We start from the raw sequence: 18,230 nt of genomic DNA, 5'->3' as shown, positions 1-18,230 counted from the left end.
CATTTACTTGCCCCTCGCGGCAGGAGCACCGGAGGCAGCCGTGGCGACCGCGCCTCCCAGGTGCCGCGCCAGGAATGAAAGCAGCCGCGTGTAGTACTCACGGCGATGTTCTTCCAGGTAGAAACCGTGGCCTTCCGTCTTGTAGTAGAGCGTTTCCACCGGCACTCCTGCATTCCGCAGCGCCTTTTCCATCATCTCGCTGTGCTTGATCGGCGCGCGCTCGTCTTCGCCGCCCGCCGCGAGGAATACCGGCACCTTTATTCGATCAGCCATGCGATTGGGCGACGTAGCGCCCAGCGCCTCGCGATCACCGATCCATTCGCGGATGTAAGTCTCACCGGAGCCGCGCCGCTGGATGTCGCCCTCGGTGTGCATGGTCGGAAGGTCATAGACGCCGACGTAACCCACGGCGCATTTGTAAAGCGAAGGTTCCTTCGCTACCCCCATCAACGACGCATATCCGCCATAGCTGCCTCCGTATATGCAGATGCGACTGGCGTCCGCGATTCCCTGCGTGGTCGCCCAGCGCGTCGCATCGGTCAGGTCGTCCTGCATTTTCAGGCCCCATTCGCGCGCGCCCGCGTGCATGAACGCAGCGCCATAGCCTGCCGAGCCTCGGTAATTGAGCCTGAGCACGGCATAGCCCGCTTCGGCCAACATCTGCGCGTCGGGATCAAAACCCCACGTGTCCTGGACTCCGAAGGGCCCGCCATGCGGCATCACGACCATCGGCAGGTTCTTGCCGCCCGAACCCTTGGGCAGCGTCAGATACCCGTGCAACGTCAAACCATCGCGGGCCTTGAGTTGTAGCGGCTCCGTCGCTGCCGTTTTCTCCGGATCGAACCAGCTGCTCCGGCTCAGCAGGTGGGATGCCTTCTTGGCCTGGACGTCGAAGACGTAGAAATCACCAGGATTCCGGTCGCTCGAGACCTGCACCAGGGCCAGGCGGCCATCGCTCGTCTGGGATGTGATTCGGACGGAATCTCCGCCGAACGCAGCTTGCAGGCTGCGATAGAGGACCGCTTCCGACGATTTTTCATCGAAGAAACCGGTTCGCGGCTTGCCATCCATGAAGAAGGCACCGACCGGGACGCGGGTTCCATTGCGATAGATGATGCGATAAGGATCGCTGTCATCGTCCCGCAGGAGCTCCTTGCGGCTTCGCGTGGCCAGGTCCAGGGTGATGATGGCATCGGGGCCAGTCTCTTGCTCGGCTTGCAGGTAGGCCGTGCGGTTATCGGCGGAGAAGCCGATCGGCGATTCGTGGCGATGCGTGACGGCCTCGTCGGAAATGAGTTCCCATTCCGCTCCATCGCCCTGGCGGTAATAGAGCTTGCGGATGTTGTCAGCTCCGAACCCTGAAGCGAACCGCACGACTCCTGCGTTATCGGTAGTGAAATCCGCATTCCGGACCGGTGCGCGTGCTACCGGATGGCGGCGGCCCGAGTAGGCATCCATCTTCTCGGCGCGTGTGAATGGGTCGCCCGAAAACGGCATGACGGCGATGATGACGTTCTTCCCGTCCTGCGGCAGGTCGTCGGTCAGGAAGGCAGCCACTCGCTCGACTTTTTTCGGCTGGATCTTTGTCCCGAGGCCGGCGCCCTGCAGCCTTTGGCCGACCAGCATCTCGCCAGAACCGGTAGCTGCATCGACACCATAGAGTTCGCCGGTCAACTGCGGACGGGCGAGGTTGCCGAATTTCTCGGCAAGGCTGACGATCACGCGATCGGGACTGACCCAGTCGAAGTCGGCAATGACGCTATTGCGCTCTCCGGCGACAACGCCGCTGGGCTTGTTGTCGGAGCGCCGGATGACTACCAGGATCGTGCGATCCTCCCTTGGAACCGTCGCCGCGTAGTACTCGCCCGTGGGCGACAACTTGATGTCCTCGAAGCCGTCCTTCTTGACGTAGGCCTCGACATTCACTGCGGCTGTCCCGGGCGTGGCCGCAAGTGCAGCCGCACACGCCAGTAACGTTGCTATTCCTTTCACGTTCGCTCCCCGTTTCCCAATCAAAATCAGCCCGGGCACCCAGCGCATTGCACGCCGGCTTTTCAGCCCGAACCTACCCCGCCGCAAGCCTAGCATCGCTGGCGGGGACAACGGAAAACGAAAGATTCAGGCGAGCGTTGTTGCGAGCGCGGAACGCCAGTCAGGCAATGTGACGTGGTACTCGCTGCGTAGCAGCTGCGTGTCCAGCACCGAATAGGCGGGCCGGCGCGCACGGGCCGGATAGTCGGACGTGTTGATGGGGAGCACCCGCGGCAGCCGCGGAATCAGCCCTCGCGCATGCCCCTGCCTGAAGATTTCATCAGCGAAACCATGCCACGTCGTTTCGCCGCTGGCGACAAGATGGCGAACGCCGGATTGCTTCAGGCCATCCCGCAGGATTCGTGCCGTGACATCGGCGATCAACCAGGCTGGCGTCGGACAACCGCGCTGGTCGGCGACTACCCGCAATTCTTCGCGCTCGGCACCCAGTCGCAGCATCGTCTGCAGGAAGTTGCTTCCCCGCGTGGCATAGACCCATGCGGTGCGAAGAATCAGATGCGTCGCGCCACTCGCCTGGATGCGCCGTTCCCCTTCCAGTTTGCTGGCGCCGTAGACGCCGAGCGGAGCGGTTGGATGGTCTTCGCGATAAGGCGTATCTGCGCTTCCATCGAAGACGTAGTCGGTGGAGTAATGCACCAAGAACGTCCCGCGCCCGGCACAGAGGCGCGCGAGTTCGGCTGGCGCGTCCGCATTCGCCTGGAAGGCCAGCTCCGGTTCGTCTTCCGCCCGATCCACGGCGGTGTAGGCAGTCGCGTTCACCACTACGTCCGGAGCCAATCGATCGATCAGGGACGCGAAGGTGTCCGGCATGTATAGATCCAGAATCTCGCCCGTGCCGCCATCGGGCAGCTCACCACTTCGCGTCGCAACGGTGAGCTCACCGAGCGGCGCAAGGCTGCGCTGGAGCTCGTAGCCGACCTGGCCATTGCCGCCGAGCAGAAGGATCTTCATGAGGGTCAGCCCGTGTAGACCGGGAGCCGACCCTCTGCGATTTCCGACAGCAGGGGCGCGCGCATGTCTTTATCCGACAACTGCGGAGCACTGACAGGCCAGTCGATCGCCAACGCAGGATCGTCCCAGCGCACACCGGCATCTGCCTTGGCGTCGTAGCTCGCAGTGCACAGGTACGTGAATACCGCGCGTTCACTCAATACCACGAAGCCGTGCGCGAAGCCCTCGGGAATCCAGAAGTGACGCTTGTTCCCGGCGCTCAGAACTACTGCAGTCCATTTGCCGAAGGTAGGAGATCCGCGACGGATGTCGACGGCAACATCCCAGACCTCTCCTTCGATGACCGAGACATACTTCCCTTGTGGATTGGGCCATTGATAATGAAGCCCGCGCAGCACGCCCTGCGCCGAGGACGAAACATTGCCCTGCACGAAGCGCGGCTCCAGTCCGTGCGCGGCAAGCTTCCCGGTGTTGAACGATTCGAAGAAAAACCCGCGTGAATCGCCGAAGACCTGTGGCTCGACGACGATACACCCGGGAAGATCGGTTTCGATCACCTTCATGCGACCGGCCCGTGCTCCAGCACGCTCAGCAGGTACTGGCCATAGCCGTTTTTTGCGAGCGGTTTGGCGAGGTCGCGGAGCTGGGCTGCGTCGATCCACCCGTTGAGATATGCGATCTCCTCCGGACAGCAGACACGCAGGCCTTGTCGCTTCTCGATCGTCTCGATGTAGCTTGACGCCTCCATGAGCGATTCGTGCGTGCCCGTATCCAGCCAGGCAAACCCGCGCCCGAGGCGTTCGAGCTGCAGCGATCCTTCTTCGAGATAGCAGCGGTTGAGGTCGGTAATTTCCAGCTCGCCGCGCGAAGAGGGTTTCAATCCGGCGGCGAACCCGGAGGCGCGCCCATCATAGAAATACAGGCCGGTGACCGCGTAATTTGACCTGGGCTGGGCCGGCTTTTCCTCTATTCCAATGACCTTGCCCGCTGCATCGAACTCGGCGACACCATAACGCTGCGGATCCTTGACCCAGTACCCGAACACTGTCGCACCGTGGTCGCGCATTGCAGCGCCTTTCAACAACTCAGTAAGGCCGTGCCCGTAGAAGATGTTGTCCCCCAGCACCAGGCAGCTCGGTTTCTCCCCGACGAAATCCCTGCCGATGACATAGGCCTGCGCAAGGCCTTCGGGGTCTGGTTGCACCGCGTAGCCAATCTTCATTCCCCATTGGGAGCCATCGCCCAACAGCCTTTTGAAGAGCATCTGCTCGTGCGGCGTATTGATGATGAGGACTTCGCGTATTCCCCCAAGCATCAACACGCCCAGCGGGTAATAGATCATCGGCTTGTCGAATACCGGCAGCAGCTGCTTGCTGATGGCCTGGGTGATCGGATATAGCCGCGTGCCGGAACCGCCGGCAAGGATGATGCCTTTGCGCTGCGTCATGGGGTCACTCGGAAGGTTCCTGCCATAAGGGTATCAACCGGGCAAGCCGACACGCTCCATGCGGTAGCTGCCGTCCAGCACTCGCCTGACCCACGCCTGGTTGCCCACATACCACTCCACCGTACGGACCATGCCTTGTTCGAAGGTCATGGCGGGCGTCCAGTCAAGTTCGTTTTTCAGCTTCGATGCGTCTATGGCGTAGCGCCGGTCGTGTCCCGGCCGATCGCTGACGTGGGTGATCAGCGATTCGCGCGCACGGCCATCCGGCAGCGGTTGACGTTGATCGAGCAAAGCACAAATCATCTTCACCACTGCGATATTCGTTCGCTCTGCATTTCCACCCACGTTGTATGTCTCGCCAGTGCGCCCGCCTTCGAGCACGCGCCGGATGGCGGCGCAATGGTCGCCTACATGCAGCCAGTCGCGCACGTTGAGCCCGTCGCCGTAGACCGGCAGCGGATCGCCTGCGAGCGCCTTGGTGATCGTCAGCGGAATGAGCTTTTCCGGGAACTGGTAGGGACCATAATTATTCGAACAATTGGTCGTCAGTACCGGCAGCCCGTAGGTATGGTGGAACGCGCGAACAAGATGATCGGAAGCCGCTTTCGATGCGGAATATGGCGAGTTCGGCGCATACGGTGTCGATTCCGTGAACCTGCCCGTTTCCCCGAGCGTGCCGTAGACCTCGTCCGTGGAGACATGTAGGAAGCGGAATGCATCGCGCGAAGGCGCGTCCAGCTGCTTCCAGTAATCGCGGCTCTGCTCCAGCAGATTCAACGTGCCGACAACGTTGGTCTGTACGAATGCAGCCGGGCCATCGATCGACCGATCGACATGGCTTTCGGCCGCGAAATTGATGACCGCATCGGGACGGTGCTCTCGCAGCAGGCGTTCCACCAGTGCGGCGTTGCCGATGTCCCCCTGCACGAAAAGATGATCGGGGTTCCCGCGTAGGGAAGCCAGGGTTTCGAGGTTCCCCGCATACGTCATTGCGTCCAGGTTGATGACCCGTATGCCCCGCTCCACTGCATCGAGAACGAAATTGGCACCAATGAATCCCGCGCCTCCGGTTACCAGCCACGTAGTCATGCAGGTGCTCCTCGCCATAAAACAAAGGCGCTGGCCGTTTCGTCACGCCAGCGCCTTGCATTATTCATCCAGCGGGTACCTTTAGAACGGGATGTCGTCATCCGCAAAATCCGCACCGAAATCGCTCGCCTTCGCCGGTGCCTGTTCGCGGCGCGGAGCGCCGCTGGCGGGCTGCGACGGCCGAGATTGGCCACCGCCGTATTCGCGTCGCGGAGCTGCGCCTTCGGCGCGGTCGCCGCCGCCCAGCATCTGCATGTCGTCGGCGATGATGTCGGTCGTGTAGTGCTTCACTCCGTCCTTGTCGTACGAGCCGTATTCGATCCTGCCCTCGATGTAGACCTGGCGGCCCTTCTTGAGATATTCGCCGGCGATCTCACCAAGTTTTCCGAACAGCTTGACCCGGTGCCACTCGGTCTTTTCCTGCTGGTTGCCATCCTTGTCCTTGCGGACCGAGGTCGTGGCCAGGCTCAGCGTGGTAATGGCCATGCCGCCCTGCGTGTACTTGGTCTCCGGATCGTTGCCCAGATTGCCGACCAGGATGACCTTGTTGATGCCACGTGCCATGGGGTTGCGATCCTTTCAGGGGGGATCCGAGCAGGGATCCCGGGGTAGGAAGTAGACGAAGGCCCGTCGCAGCGGCCCTGTCGGGTCTGCGCGGGCAGATGCAATAAGAGTATATCCGGCCCCCCTGATCGATCGGTGCGGGTCGGACTGCCGGGTAGGAAATTACCGCTTTTGCGGGCGGAAGCGCCCGCCGTTGGAGGGCCCCCAGGAACTGGTGCTGCAGCCGGCGGCCTGAACGGTTGGGACTCAGGCCCGACCCATCAGCGAGGCCGGCCCTGCCCCGTTCACGGCGACCGTCAGTTGGAACCGGCTCCGCCACGACGACGCAGTCTCGCCGTGCCAAGCCTTGAACTGGCGGGCGAAGCTGCAGGGATCATGGAAGCCGCAAGCTTCCGCCAGCTCGGTGATGGAAAGCTGGCTGTGCTGCAGCAAGTCGCGGGCCCGCTGCATCCGCAGCCGCATCGACGCCTTCTGCAGGGTTTCCTGGTAGACCGCATGAAAGGTCTTCGACAGCCACCAGCTCGAAAAGCGGGTCAGCTCCATCAGGTCTTCGATCCGCAGCATCCGCTGGGGATTTCCTTCGAGGTACAGCCGGGCCTTCTGGATCCGGGCGAAGATCCGGGTCTTGCGATGGAACGAACGGCCGGGGCAGCGCTCGATCATCACGGCGAATGCATCCTGCGCAGCCTGCCAGTGCTTCAGCAGGGGCTTCAACCCGCGCATCACGGCGGCGACTCCCGCTTCGTCCGGCAGGGAGGCGCACTGCCGCCACAGGCGCAGTGCGAGTCGGCGCTCGCGCAGCGACACCCCGCCACGACCGGGCAAGAGGCCGCGATCGGTGGAATCCAGCGCACCATGCATGACGTCCGGCGTAAGGGTCAGCCCCAACGTGAGTCCGCTGCGTCCGGCCTGGACCTCGGGCATCGAGCCGCGTTCCAGCGCGATCCATTCGCCCGCATGGAGGGTGAAACTTCCCTCCGCAGCGGTGACCTGGGCCGTTCCACGCAGCTGCAGCCAGAAGGAAAACATCGAAGCCGGCGTGCGCATCCGTTCCGCGCGCGACACCGTAATCAGCCGGGCCGGGATGGCTGCCAGCGCTGCGGCGTGGGGGATCGGCATTCGCGCGTCGTGCGCGGTTACGAAGGTGTCGGCCATGGTCGGCTCCTGATGATCGCTGGCGATACGCATGGATGGGACTGGCGAGCTTCGTTGTAGCGCGACTCGCGCCGGTCGTCCCGTGGTATTCGCCAAGCCCCCCGTGAGCCTCGACCAGCGGCCGCGCGATCGACGAACACGCCATTTGCGCCGATGAAAATTCCAGCTGTTCCGCCACCCACTTCCGCCTTCGCGCCTATACCGCTTCTGCAGCACGCCGGGCGCATGCTCCATGCCGGCCTCTGCCGGAAGGCCCTGCTTGCATCACACGCCCGTGCCGGGTACACCACTCGCCCGGCACGACGCAGATGCATCGGCCAGGCAGACAGGTGCAATGACCACTTCACGTAATCACATGCAGGCAGACATCCGGCACATTCCCGGCCTGCGCAGGCTCGACCCGCTCGATCGCACGGTCGTCGCACTGACGCTGGCCGTATGGGCGATGCATTACGTCATGCGCACCATGCTCAGCCTGATGCCGGGCGATACCTGGATCGAACCTGGCAGCCTGATGGCTCGCACCGTGGCGAGTTCCATTGGCTTCGCGCTCTGCCTCGGCATCCACGCGCTGCTGAAGAAGGTGGGCAGCGATCACCCCTGGCGGCTGCTCGGCTACACCGTTGCGCTGAGTTTTCCCGCATCCGTGCTGCTCACGTGGATGGGGGAATACGTCTTCCGCTATTTCACCAATTACTACGTGATGTATCCCGGCCGCTGGATGTCCTTCTGGGAACTGAGCGAGACCTACAAGGCCTACCAGTGGAATTTCTTCGCCTGGGCCGCGCTGTACGCCGCCGCCCGCAACAACGCCGAAGTGCGCCGCCGCGACCAGCAGCTCGCCGATGCCAACAGCGCCGCACAACAGGCGCAACTGCTCGCGCTACGGCTGCAGATCAACCCGCACTTCCTGTTCAACACGCTCAATACGCTCGCAGGACTGATCGTGCTCGGCCGTACTACGGAGTCCGAGAAAATGGTGCTGAGCCTGTCGCGCTTCCTGCGCTATACGCTGGCGCGCACGCCATCGCAGCTGACCACGCTGGCCGACGAGATCGGCATGCTGCGGCAATACCTCGAAATCGAAGCCGCGCGTTTTTCCGATCGGTTGAAAGTGACCTGGGATGTGCCGACGGAATGCATGCAGGCGATGGTGCCGAGCCTGGTCCTGCTGCCGCTGGTCGAAAACGCGTTGAAGTACGGGCTGGGCGGGTCCGAACGCCCCGTCGAGATCGTGATCGGTGCGCGCCACGAAAATGGCCAGCTGCTGCTCAGCGTCGAGGATGACGGCGGCAGTGCACATGGCCAGGGCAATGGCGGCCTTGGAATCGGCCTCTCCAACGCACGGCAGCGGCTCGACGCGCTATATGGCGACGATGCGCACCTCGATAGCGGCCCACTCGACAACGGCTGGCGCAGCGTGATCCGCGTGCCATGGCAGGAAGACCAGGTGCTGGAACCTGCCGCATGATCCGCATCCTGCTCGCCGACGACGAGCCCATCGCCCTGGATCGCCTCGAATTGGCGGTCGCCGGCATTCCCGACGCGGAACTCGTCGCGAAGGCGCGCAACGGCAAGGAAGCGCTCACCTTCATCCGCGAACTCAAGCCCGACATCGCGGTGCTCGACATCCAGATGCCGGTGAAGGATGGCTTCGCGGCGATCGCCGAACTCAAGCCTGGCGAGCATCTGCCGGAAATCATCTTCGTCACCGCCTACCAGGAACACGCCGTCCGCGCCTTCGAAGTGCACGCGGTCGACTACCTGCTCAAGCCGGTGTCGTTCGAACGCTTCCGCGAAGCCGTGCGACTCGCACGCGCGCGCCTGGACGCACGCGCCGCCGAAGTGCGCTTCGCCGAACTGCAGCAGCTGATCGCCAGCCTGCGCGCGTCGGGCACGCCCGAGAATGGCGTCACCTATGAGCGAGAATTCTGGGTTCGTACGCGCGACGGCATCGTCCGCATCGCCGCCGAGAACATCGATGCGATCACCGCGGAAGGCGACTATGTTCTGCTGCACACCGGCGGCCGCTCGCACCTGCTCAAGGACACGATCAGCTCGCTCGCGACGCGCCTGGATCCGGCCGTCCACCTGCGCGTGCATCGCTCGACCATCGTCAACCTGAAACAGGTGTCGAGCCTGCACCGGCGCGGGCCCAAGGGCCTTTCACTCACGCTGGCATCGGGCGGCGATTACGCCATCGGTCCCAACTACGTGGAAACCGTGATCAAGGTCGTCAACGCGCGCCGCTGGCGCTGATCCGGCAGGCGGATCCGATCGACGGGCGCGCTGGGCCGCCCCGTATAATTCGCCCATGTCTGCCGATTCCTCCCTGCGCTCCGCGACTGCGTCGCTTCCCGACCTGGCCACGATCCAGGCACTCGCCCGCGACGACATGGCCGCGGTCGATGCGCTGATCCGCCATCGCCTCGCTTCGGACGTGGTGCTGATCAACCAGGTGGCCGAGTACATCATCGGCGCCGGTGGCAAGCGCTTGCGGCCGATGCTGCTGTTGCTGGCCGCAGGGGCCTTGGGGCACCGCGGTGCGGACGCGCACCAGCTCGCTGCCGTGATCGAGTTCATCCACACCGCGACGCTGCTGCACGACGACGTCGTCGACGAATCCGACCTGCGCCGCGGCCGCAAGACGGCCAATGCCGTCTGGGGCAATGCCGCCAGCGTCCTGGTAGGCGACTTCCTGTATTCGCGCAGCTTCCAGCTGATGGTCGAACTCGACCGGGTGGAAGTCATGCGCATCCTCGCCGACACCACCAACCAGATCGCCGAAGGCGAAGTGCTGCAGCTGCTGCACGTACGCAATCCAGACACCGACGAAGCCGCGTACCTGCGCGTGATCGAGCGCAAGACCGCAGTGCTGTTCGCAGCAGCGACGCGGCTTGGCGCGCTGCTGTCCGGCGCGGATGCGGCGACCTGCGACGCGCTGCACGCGTACGGCTTGAACCTTGGCTACGCCTTCCAGATTGCCGATGACGTGCTCGACTACGCATCGGATGCGGAGACGCTCGGCAAGAACCTGGGCGACGACCTCGCCGAGGGCAAGGCCACTCTCCCTCTCATCCACGCCATGCTGCACAGCGACGCCGCTACGCGCGATCGCCTGCGCCATGCCCTCGAGCATGGCGATATGGATGCGCTGCCCGACGTGCTGCAGGCGATCCGCGCCACCGGTGGACTCGACTACAGCCGGCAGCGGGCTTCCGAATACGCATCGGCAGCCGAACGTTCGCTCGACGGAATCGTCGACAACGAGTACACCGCTGCGCTGCGTGGGCTGGCTCGTTACGCAGTCAACCGCGATCACTGACGGAAAGCGGGGATCCCATCGACGCAGCGTGCGCCGAGCGCGCGATCTTGTGTCCGGCACTGCCAGACGCGAAGCGGGCGATAGCGGCGATCTGCAGCGGCTTACCTGCTCGATGCCAAGTTCCACGCAAGCCGGAAGCGTCCAGGCGGGCCCGGCTCGGGAAGGCGGCGCGAACTCATTGCCAATGCCGAGCGCCGGCGCTGCTCATTTTTTCCCGAATCGCTCGGTGAAGAAGTCATCCATCATGCGAAACGCGCGCGTCGCCGACCGCTCGTTGTAACGGCAGTTGCTTTCGGCCTTTTCTTCAGGCTCGGTGAAGCAATGCACCGTGCCGCCGAAATCGACGAGCTGCCAGTCGGCCTTCGCCTCGTTCATCTGCTGCACGAACTTGCTGCGGTCTTCCCCGGTAACGCTCGCATCGTCGGCGCCATTGAGCACCAGGACGCTGGCCTTGATGCCTTCCGGGCCAGGCTTCGCCGACGCCTTCAGGTTGCCATGGAAGCTCACTACGCCGGCGATGTCCGCACCGCTGCGAGCCAGGTCCAGCACCGCACCACCGCCGAAGCAGAAGCCGATCGCACCCATTCGCGAAACATCGAGCGGCGCCTTGCCCTGCTGCGACTTCAACACGTCCACCGCCTTCGCGGCACGCGCAGCCAGACCTTCGGGAGCTGCATAGGCGGATTGCAGGGCCTTCATCGCTTCGGCGTGATCCCTCGGATGGACACCTTTGCCATACACATCAGCAAGCAGGATCACGTATTTGTCGCCGGCGATGCGTTTGGCCTTTTCGACCGCGGCCGCATTCACGCCCATCCAGTTGGGCACCATCACGATGCCAGGTCGCCGGTCCATGGCGGCATCGTCGTAAACGACATAGCCCGCGAATGCCTGCTTGCCGATCTTCCATTCGACCGGCCTGGCCTGCATGGCGGCAAATACGGGCGTAGCGAACAGCAGGAGCAGTGCAGCGGCGAGTAAACGATGCATGGCGTTCTCCGTGTGCGTTCCGGAAGCGTAGGCGGCACCGGTCGCCCCGGCGTGAAACCGGATCTTGCACGGCCCGGTCCGATCCGGCATTTGCCATTGCTGGCGCGATCGGCGCCAGCGCAAGGCCGCTGCAAATCAACCGGTGACGCCCAGACCCGGAATTGCGCTGATGCTATCGGGGTCGAAGCCGGCCAGTTCGGCAAAGTGGCGGCCGCGCGCGACGTAATCCTTGTACGCGCCGAAGCTCGGCGCCCCTGGCGACAAAAGCAGCACGCCTTCGCCGGCCAACACTGCTTGCGCCTGGCGCATGGCATCGGCGAGATCAGCCGCAGCCCCCAGGTGGAAGCCGCCCTGCCTGGCAACGGGCTTCAGCAGTTCGAAGATCCGCGGACCGTTCTGGCCCATGGTGATGATGGCCAGTGGTGCCGACACGCGCATCGCCGCGGCGAAGTCCTCCCACGGCAAACCACGATCGTGTCCGCCGACCAGGAGCGCCACCCGGCGATCGCGGAAAACATCGAGCGCCGCGAGACTCGCGTGCGGCGTGGTGCTGATCGAATCGTTGACATAGGTGACGCCATCGCGCGTACCGACCGTCTGCAGGCGATGCGGCAACGGCTTGAAGCCGGCCGCATGCGGCGCGAGCACGGCGGCATCCAGTCCCAGCGCTTCGATCGCGGTCAGCACTGCGCAGAGATTTCCGCGGTTGTGGCGTCCGGGCAGCGGCAGCGAACCCGTGTCCATCACGCGTTGCTGGCCGCGATACAGCACGTCTCCGCGCAGGTGCCAGCCGTCGGCACGGCCGAACCAGCGCACTTCGCTTTCCGGCAGGACGAGCGCGGACAGGATCGGATCGTTGCCGTTGAGCACCGCGATGCGCGGCTTCGCTTCGGTCAGCAGGCGCAGCTTGTCGGCCATGTAGCGCTCGTGCGAGCCGTGCCAGTCGAGGTGCTCGGGAAAGATGTTGAGCGCGACTGCGATTTCCGGCCGCGCACCGCTCGCGGCGACATCGCCGGTCTGATAACTCGACAGTTCGATGGCCCAGTAGTCGGGCGTGGGCTGCGCGTCCAGCACCTCCAGCAACGGCACGCCGATGTTGCCCACCAATGCGGTGGCATGTCCGCCCGCGCGCAGCAGATGCGCGAGCAATGATGTCGTGGTGCTCTTGCCCTTGGTGCCGGTCACGCACACTGCGTTGTCCACGAAACCGTCGACGCCGGCATGTTCGCCGAACCAAAGTGCGGTGCCGCCGATGAAATGCGTACCCTGTGTGCACGCATCGACGGCTTCCGCACGGTACGGACTGATGCCGGGCGACTTCACGACGAAATCGAATGCAGCCAGTCGCCCGGCCGTCGTTTCGGTTTCGACAGACAGAAGCGCATCGTCGATTGCCTTGGCATCGGCCGCTTCATCGGCGTTGCAGAACAAGGTGAGAGCAAGCTGCGGCAGCTTCGCGCGGATTGCGCGGTAAGCCGCGCGACCCTCGCGGCCCCAGCCCCATAGCGCGACCTTGCGGCCGTCGAGCGAGCTGATCACGAATGGCGCACTGTCAGGCAGCGAATTGCGCACGCAAGCGTTCCCACAGCTTCGCCGGCACACGATGCTCTTCATCGATCACCAGCAACGGCTCGATGCGCAGCTCGGTTGCATCGAGCTGCGGCCGGATCTCGCGTGCGAAACGTTCGACCAGTGCATCCTCGCGCCATTCCGGCCGCTCGCTCAATGCCGCCATCGCCGCACGCGATTCACGACCCTCGCCCACGCATTCGAACGGTTTGTGGTCCATGTACTCGAGCAGCGCATCGTAGCCGCCGGTCTGCGCCGGATCGTCGAGCAGGTTGCGGCCGAAGATGCCTACCAGACGCGGCTTCGGCATGAACGGCGCGAGCGCGAGGAAGACGAAGTGGCATTTCGGGCACACGCCGCACCAGCGGTTGGCGGGCCGTTCGCCGAGGATGTGGAAGTTGCGATTGCAACTGCTGAAGTGAGCGTCGTAACGGTCGCTCTTCGCGAACTGGCGCGCGACGGCGAGTTCGCTGAGCGGCCGCAGCAGCGAGTAGTAATGCAGGTCGGCCGCGATCTCGCGCTGCACGTACTCCCCGAACAGGCGTTCGCACGCCCAGCCCTTCGACCACTGGTGGTTCACTTCACCGGTGCCTTCGATGAAGCTGCCGTAGCTTGCGGAACGTTCGTTGGAGAACACCACCTGGTCGACGCCCAGCAGTACCGCGGCGAAGACCATGATTGCGGAGTTCAGCACGGTCACCGGGATATGGCCGTTCCACGCGCCTTCGCGATTGAAGTCGAACAGCTGCGGCGCCAGCGCGCGGCCGATGTTGAGCGTCGGTAGCCCGGTTCGTTCGGCGCAGGCCTTGATCAGCTGCGAGCCACCGATCCAGGTCACCGTCTGTTCGATGCCCAGCGCGCGTAGCGCCTCGATGCTGACCAACGAGTCCTTGCCGCCGCCGATCGCGACCAGTGCGTGCTCGCGCAGGCCCAGCGCGGGCGCGGCCGGACGACTCGTGTTTCCGTGCGGAAAGCGGATTTTTCCATGCAGGTTGAGCCCGTTGCGATACGCGAATTCGCCGAGTCCGTTGACGTATATCGTTTCGATCATCGCGGCGGTATCCGCATCGATCGCATACGACTCGATACGTATCTCTTCCGGCACGGTGGCCTTGTAATAGCTCACGCCGGCGATCAGGTGTAGCAGCTGCAACGCCCGCATGGCGGCAGCGGTGCGCTGTTCGTCGAGAACGAACGGGGCGCCGGGTACCGTTACGGTTTCGATCAGCTCGGGGCCGTCATCGAAGGCGTACACCAGTTGCGCGACACCCGTAGCCGCGTCGAACGTGCAGCGCACGAAGCGGAAGGCCTTGATTGCGTCGCGTTGGAATTTCCAGTCTTTCATTTCAGAACCTGAGTGGCGCGGACCTCGGTCCGCCGTCAAAAACTCGTGTCGCTGCCTGCGAGGCGGGCTTGAGCCCGCCCTACCGGACTTCTTCCGCCGGCAAGGCGCGCAGGTTGTACGTATTCGCCATCGCCATCCCATAGGCACCCGCATCGGCGACCAGCAGCACGTCGCCTTCGCCCGTTGCTGCGGGCAACAGGCGGCTGCGGCCAAGTACGTCGCCGCTCTCGCAGATGGGACCGACGATATCGAAGGCCGCGCTTGCACTGTCATCCAGCCGGCTGAGGTTGTGGATGCCGTGGTAGGCCTCGTACATCGCGGGCCGCACCAGCGCGTTCATGCCCGCATCGCAGCCGACACGGCGCACGCCGTCCTTTTCCACTACCTGGGTGACGCCGAGCAAGAGCACACCCGCTTCGGCGACGAGGTAACGGCCTGGCTCGATCACCAGTCCGTAGCGCGGATACGCGGCCTTGATCTCGTCGAGGCCTTGTCGCCACGCCACGAGGTCGAAGTCCTGCGCATCCGGTGTGTACGGAATCGGCAGGCCACCGCCGATGTCGATGGTCTCGACCGTCCCGACGTTGTCCGCGAGGCCCGCAAGTTCCGCGTACACGCCGCGCCAGTGGCGCGGATCGTCGATGCCGCTGCCCAGGTGCGCGTGCAGGCCGCTGATGCGGATGCCGAGCTTGCGCGCTTCGGCGAGGAACGCATCGAAGCGCGCGATCGGCAGGCCGAATTTAGCGGCGACGCCACCCGTCTTCACCTTTTCGTGGTGGCCTTCGCCGTGACCGAGGTCGAGGCGCAACCAGATCGTGCGGCCGCGGAACACTTCGGGCCAGCGCTGCAACGCTTCGACATTGTCGAGCGTGACGGTGACGCCGCGCGCGAACGCCGCTTCGTACTCGCGCCGCGGCGCGAAGCTGGGGGTGAACAGGACGCGCTGCGGAGCGAGGTTCGGCACGGTGGCGAAGACGTGGTCGAGCTCGCCCTGCGATACACATTCCAGGCCGAAGCCCTCGCGTACCAACGTGCGGAGGATCTCCGCGTGGGGGTTCGCCTTGATCGCATAGAAGCAGCGATCGATCGCGCTCACCGCCATCAGTCCACGCGCACGTTCGCGCACGGTGGCGAGGTTGTAGACGTAACGGGGCGTTCCGGCACGCGCGCGTTCCAGCAATGCGTCGCGAGCGTCGACCCACCATGCCGGCGCGCGCTCGACCTTGCCGTGCGCGATCTCGCGCCAGCTCGGGCCGAACACGCTGGCATCGGCGACCGGCATCGCGCCGCCGCGGATCAGCTCCGCGTGCAGCTGCGGCAACATGCCGTCGGCGTCGGCTTCGTCGATGACGAAGGTGAGGTTGAGATCGTTGGACGACTGCGAGATCAGGTGCACGCGCTCGCGGCCGAAGGTCGCCCACACGTCCGACAGCTTGTGCAGAAGCGAACGCATGCCGCGGCCCACCAGCGTGATCGCCGCGCACGGCGCGATCACCTTGACGCGGCAGATTTCGGCGAGATCCGCACTCAGTGCTTCGAGCACGTTCGAGTTGACCAGGTTCTCGCTCGGATCCAGCGAGACGGTGACGTTGGTTTCCGACGAACCGATCAGGTCGATCGACAGACCGTGGCGCTTGAAGCGCTCGAACACGTCGGCGAGGAAGCCGACCTGCTGCCACATGCCCATGCTTTCCATCGACACCAGCACGATGCCGTTGCGGCGGCTGATCGCCTTGACGCCCGGCACCGTCACCGCGCTCGCGTCGATGCGCGTGCCTGGCAGGTCGAAGCGTTCCGTGTCGAGGATCGCCATCGGCACGCCAGCGTCGCGGCACGGGCCGATCGAGCGCGGGTGCAGCACCTTGGCACCCGTCGTCGCGATTTCCTGCGCTTCGGCGTAATCCAGCCGCGTGAGCAGGCGCGCATCGGGCACGTCGCGCGGATTCGCGGTGAACATGCCCGGCACGTCGGTCCAGATCTCCACGCGCTTCGCCTTCAGCAAGGCACCGAAGTAGGCAGCTGACGTATCGGAGCCGCCGCGACCAAGGATCGCCGTCCCGCCGTCGCCGTGGCGTGCGATGAACCCCTGCGTGATCAGCATCCGTGCCGGCTGCTGCGCGAAGCGTTCGTTGAAGGTGGTGTCGCCGTTGTGGCGGCAATTCACCGACAGGCGCTGTGCCCACGGGCTCGCGTTCGGCAGCGACACGGCGTCGAGCCATTGCCGCGCATCGCACCAGCCGAAGTCGAGACCCTGCGAACGCAGGTAGGCCACGCCCAGCGTCGACGAGAGCAGTTCGCCCTGCGCGAGCACTTCGGCCTGCCAGTCGAGCGTGCATTCGGTAGCGCGCGGATCCGTGCCGAGCGCTTGCAGCGCGGCGAGACGTTCGGCCAGCACCGTGTCCGGCTCGAGGCCGAGTTCGCTGCAGAAGCCCCGATGGCGTTCGACCAGCGCGGCGATGCGAGCGGCGACGCCGTCGCCATTCGCTATCGCCTGCAGTTCATTGGTCACACCCGATAGCGCCGACACCACCACCAGCACGCGCGCGCCGTCTTCGGCCATGCGTTTCGAAGCGAGGCGTCCAATGGTGTCCCAACGATTGCGGCGCGATACGGAGGTTCCGCCGAACTTGAGTACTACCCAGGGAGTCGCTCCCGCTGTCACTGACGTGTGTCCTTCTGATGGAGTGATGAGAGTTGCTGATAAGAAGCCGCAATGTCCGCGCGGCATCGCGGGCCTCTAGAATCCAGCCGTGAACCGCGCGCACGAAACGTCAATTCTAGACGAAGCGGCCACGCCTTCCCCCACCGGAACACCGTTTCCAGAGCCCTATCCCAGATGAAACGTCGTTATCTGCAACTGGACGTCTTCGCCGGCCACCCCGGCGACGGCAATCCGCTGGCCGTCGTGCTCGACGCCGAGGGCCTGGACGATGCCGCGATGCAGGCGATCGCCAAGTGGACGCGGCTGCCGGAAACGACCTTCGTCTTCCCGCCGACGGTACCGGGCGCGAGTTACCGCATCCGCATGTTCAGCCCGCGCCGCGAAGTGCCCTTCGCCGGGCATCCCAGCGTCGGCACCGCGCATGCGGTGATGGAAGCCGGGCTGGCCGCGCCCCGCGACGGCCTGCTGCACCAGGAAGGCATTGCCGGCGTTCTGCCGCTGCAGGTGGTTGGCGAAGGTCGCACCCGCACGATCGCCGTGCGTACGCCGAAGGCGCGCGTGGTCGAGGTCGCCAGCGCCACCGATCCGCGCCTCGCCCCAGCCCTGCGCGGCTTGCCGCTCGGCGAGCTGCCGCCCGCGCTGATGGACGGAGGCCGCCGCTGGTGGCTGGCCGAACTCACCGATGAAGCCGCCCTGCGCGCGGCCACGCCGGATTGGGACGCCATCGCCGAACTGGCGCAGGCCACCGACACCATGGGCCTGTTCGTCTATGCGCGCAGCAACGACCCGGTCTATTACTACGCGGTGCGCGCGTTCGTCGGCGCGCCGGCGCGTTTCGAGGACGCCGCATCCGGTGCCGCCAACGCGACGCTCGCAGCGTGGCTGGCTTCACGGAATGCGCTGCCGAATGCCGACGGACGTTACCGCGTCAGCCAGGGCCGCGAAGTCGGGCACGATGCCATCATCGACCTGCATGTGGATGGCGACGGCGAAGTGTGGTCCGGCGGCCGCGTCTGCGACGTGGTGACCGGCCACATCGAATGGAACGACTGACGTAGGCTGGGTTGGCTCGTTCAACCCA

Annotated in this window: 15 protein-coding genes; 4 read left to right on the top strand and 11 right to left on the bottom strand. The window is 64.6% G+C overall.

The annotated features are described in order from the left end of the window. Positions 1–3: 3 nt before the first annotated feature. The 7 genes from ASD14_RS09885 to ASD14_RS09855 all read right to left on the bottom strand — a co-directional run bounded on the left by ASD14_RS09885 (position 4) and on the right by ASD14_RS09855 (position 7,258). Positions 4–2,040 carry a S9 family peptidase gene (locus ASD14_RS09885; RefSeq protein ID WP_082538896.1) on the bottom strand — a complete coding sequence of 679 codons (2,037 nt, stop codon included), beginning with the start codon at positions 2,038–2,040 and terminating at the stop codon, positions 4–6. A 78-nt stretch (positions 2,041–2,118) separates the two neighbouring features. Beyond that, on the bottom strand, positions 2,119–3,003 hold the full coding sequence (gene rfbD, locus ASD14_RS09880) for a dTDP-4-dehydrorhamnose reductase (RefSeq protein ID WP_056132757.1): 885 nt from the start codon (positions 3,001–3,003) through the stop codon (positions 2,119–2,121). A gap of 5 nt (positions 3,004–3,008) precedes the next feature. After that, entirely contained in the window at positions 3,009–3,566 is a 558-nt protein-coding gene (gene rfbC, locus ASD14_RS09875) for a dTDP-4-dehydrorhamnose 3,5-epimerase (RefSeq protein WP_056132755.1), read from the bottom strand. After that, positions 3,563–4,450 carry a glucose-1-phosphate thymidylyltransferase RfbA gene (rfbA, locus tag ASD14_RS09870; RefSeq protein WP_056132752.1) on the bottom strand — a complete coding sequence of 296 codons (888 nt, stop codon included), beginning with the start codon at positions 4,448–4,450 and terminating at the stop codon, positions 3,563–3,565. The genes rfbC and rfbA overlap by 4 nt, the downstream gene beginning before the upstream one ends. 33 nt (positions 4,451–4,483) lie before the next feature. Then, positions 4,484–5,539, bottom strand: coding sequence for a dTDP-glucose 4,6-dehydratase (rfbB, locus tag ASD14_RS09865; protein WP_056132748.1), 1,056 nt, complete (start codon positions 5,537–5,539; stop codon positions 4,484–4,486). An 81-nt stretch (positions 5,540–5,620) separates the two neighbouring features. After that, positions 5,621–6,103 (bottom strand): single-stranded DNA-binding protein, encoded by a 483-nt coding sequence (ssb, locus tag ASD14_RS09860; RefSeq protein ID WP_056132746.1) that lies wholly within the window; start codon positions 6,101–6,103, stop codon positions 5,621–5,623. Between the two features lie 246 nt (positions 6,104–6,349). Then, entirely contained in the window at positions 6,350–7,258 is a 909-nt protein-coding gene (locus ASD14_RS09855; RefSeq protein ID WP_162247697.1) for an AraC family transcriptional regulator, read from the bottom strand. A gap of 334 nt (positions 7,259–7,592) precedes the next feature. Between ASD14_RS09855 and ASD14_RS09850 the strand changes: the two genes are divergently transcribed. From ASD14_RS09850 to ASD14_RS09840, 3 genes are read left to right on the top strand one after another with little or no spacing between them, the layout of a single operon-like run. Further along, a complete protein-coding gene (locus tag ASD14_RS09850; protein WP_162247696.1) occupies positions 7,593–8,729 on the top strand; it encodes a histidine kinase in 1,137 nt (378 codons plus the stop codon). After that, entirely contained in the window at positions 8,726–9,517 is a 792-nt protein-coding gene (locus ASD14_RS09845) for a LytTR family DNA-binding domain-containing protein (protein WP_056132737.1), read from the top strand. The genes ASD14_RS09850 and ASD14_RS09845 overlap by 4 nt, the downstream gene beginning before the upstream one ends. A gap of 55 nt (positions 9,518–9,572) precedes the next feature. Further along, positions 9,573–10,583, top strand: coding sequence for a polyprenyl synthetase family protein (locus tag ASD14_RS09840; protein ID WP_056132734.1), 1,011 nt, complete (start codon positions 9,573–9,575; stop codon positions 10,581–10,583). Between the two features lie 204 nt (positions 10,584–10,787). Here ASD14_RS09840 and ASD14_RS09835 read toward each other — a convergent pair whose 3' ends face one another. From ASD14_RS09835 to ASD14_RS09820, 4 genes are all read right to left on the bottom strand, one after another. Next, entirely contained in the window at positions 10,788–11,573 is a 786-nt protein-coding gene (locus ASD14_RS09835) for a dienelactone hydrolase family protein (RefSeq protein WP_056132731.1), read from the bottom strand. Between the two features lie 135 nt (positions 11,574–11,708). After that, on the bottom strand, positions 11,709–13,187 hold the full coding sequence (murD, locus tag ASD14_RS09830) for a UDP-N-acetylmuramoyl-L-alanine--D-glutamate ligase (protein WP_082538892.1): 1,479 nt from the start codon (positions 13,185–13,187) through the stop codon (positions 11,709–11,711). Further along, entirely contained in the window at positions 13,126–14,487 is a 1,362-nt protein-coding gene (gene murL / locus ASD14_RS09825; protein WP_056132728.1) for a UDP-N-acetyl-alpha-D-muramoyl-L-alanyl-L-glutamate epimerase, read from the bottom strand. Before murL ends, murD begins: the two co-directional genes overlap by 62 nt. Positions 14,488–14,566: 79 nt before the next feature. Continuing rightward, the gene (locus ASD14_RS09820) at positions 14,567–17,149 is read right to left on the bottom strand and encodes a bifunctional aspartate kinase/diaminopimelate decarboxylase (RefSeq protein ID WP_056132725.1); all 2,583 of its coding nucleotides are present in this window, start codon (positions 17,147–17,149) and stop codon (positions 14,567–14,569) included. Between the two features lie 174 nt (positions 17,150–17,323). On the opposite strand from ASD14_RS09820, the gene ASD14_RS09815 reads away from it, so the two are divergent. After that, a complete protein-coding gene (locus tag ASD14_RS09815; protein ID WP_056132723.1) occupies positions 17,324–18,202 on the top strand; it encodes a PhzF family phenazine biosynthesis protein in 879 nt (292 codons plus the stop codon). Positions 18,203–18,230 lie beyond the last annotated feature (28 nt).

The organism is Lysobacter sp. Root494 (genome assembly GCF_001427225.1).
Classification (GTDB): Bacteria; Pseudomonadota; Gammaproteobacteria; order Xanthomonadales; family Xanthomonadaceae; genus Agrilutibacter.
This window is presented reverse-complemented; position numbering and strand designations above follow the sequence as displayed.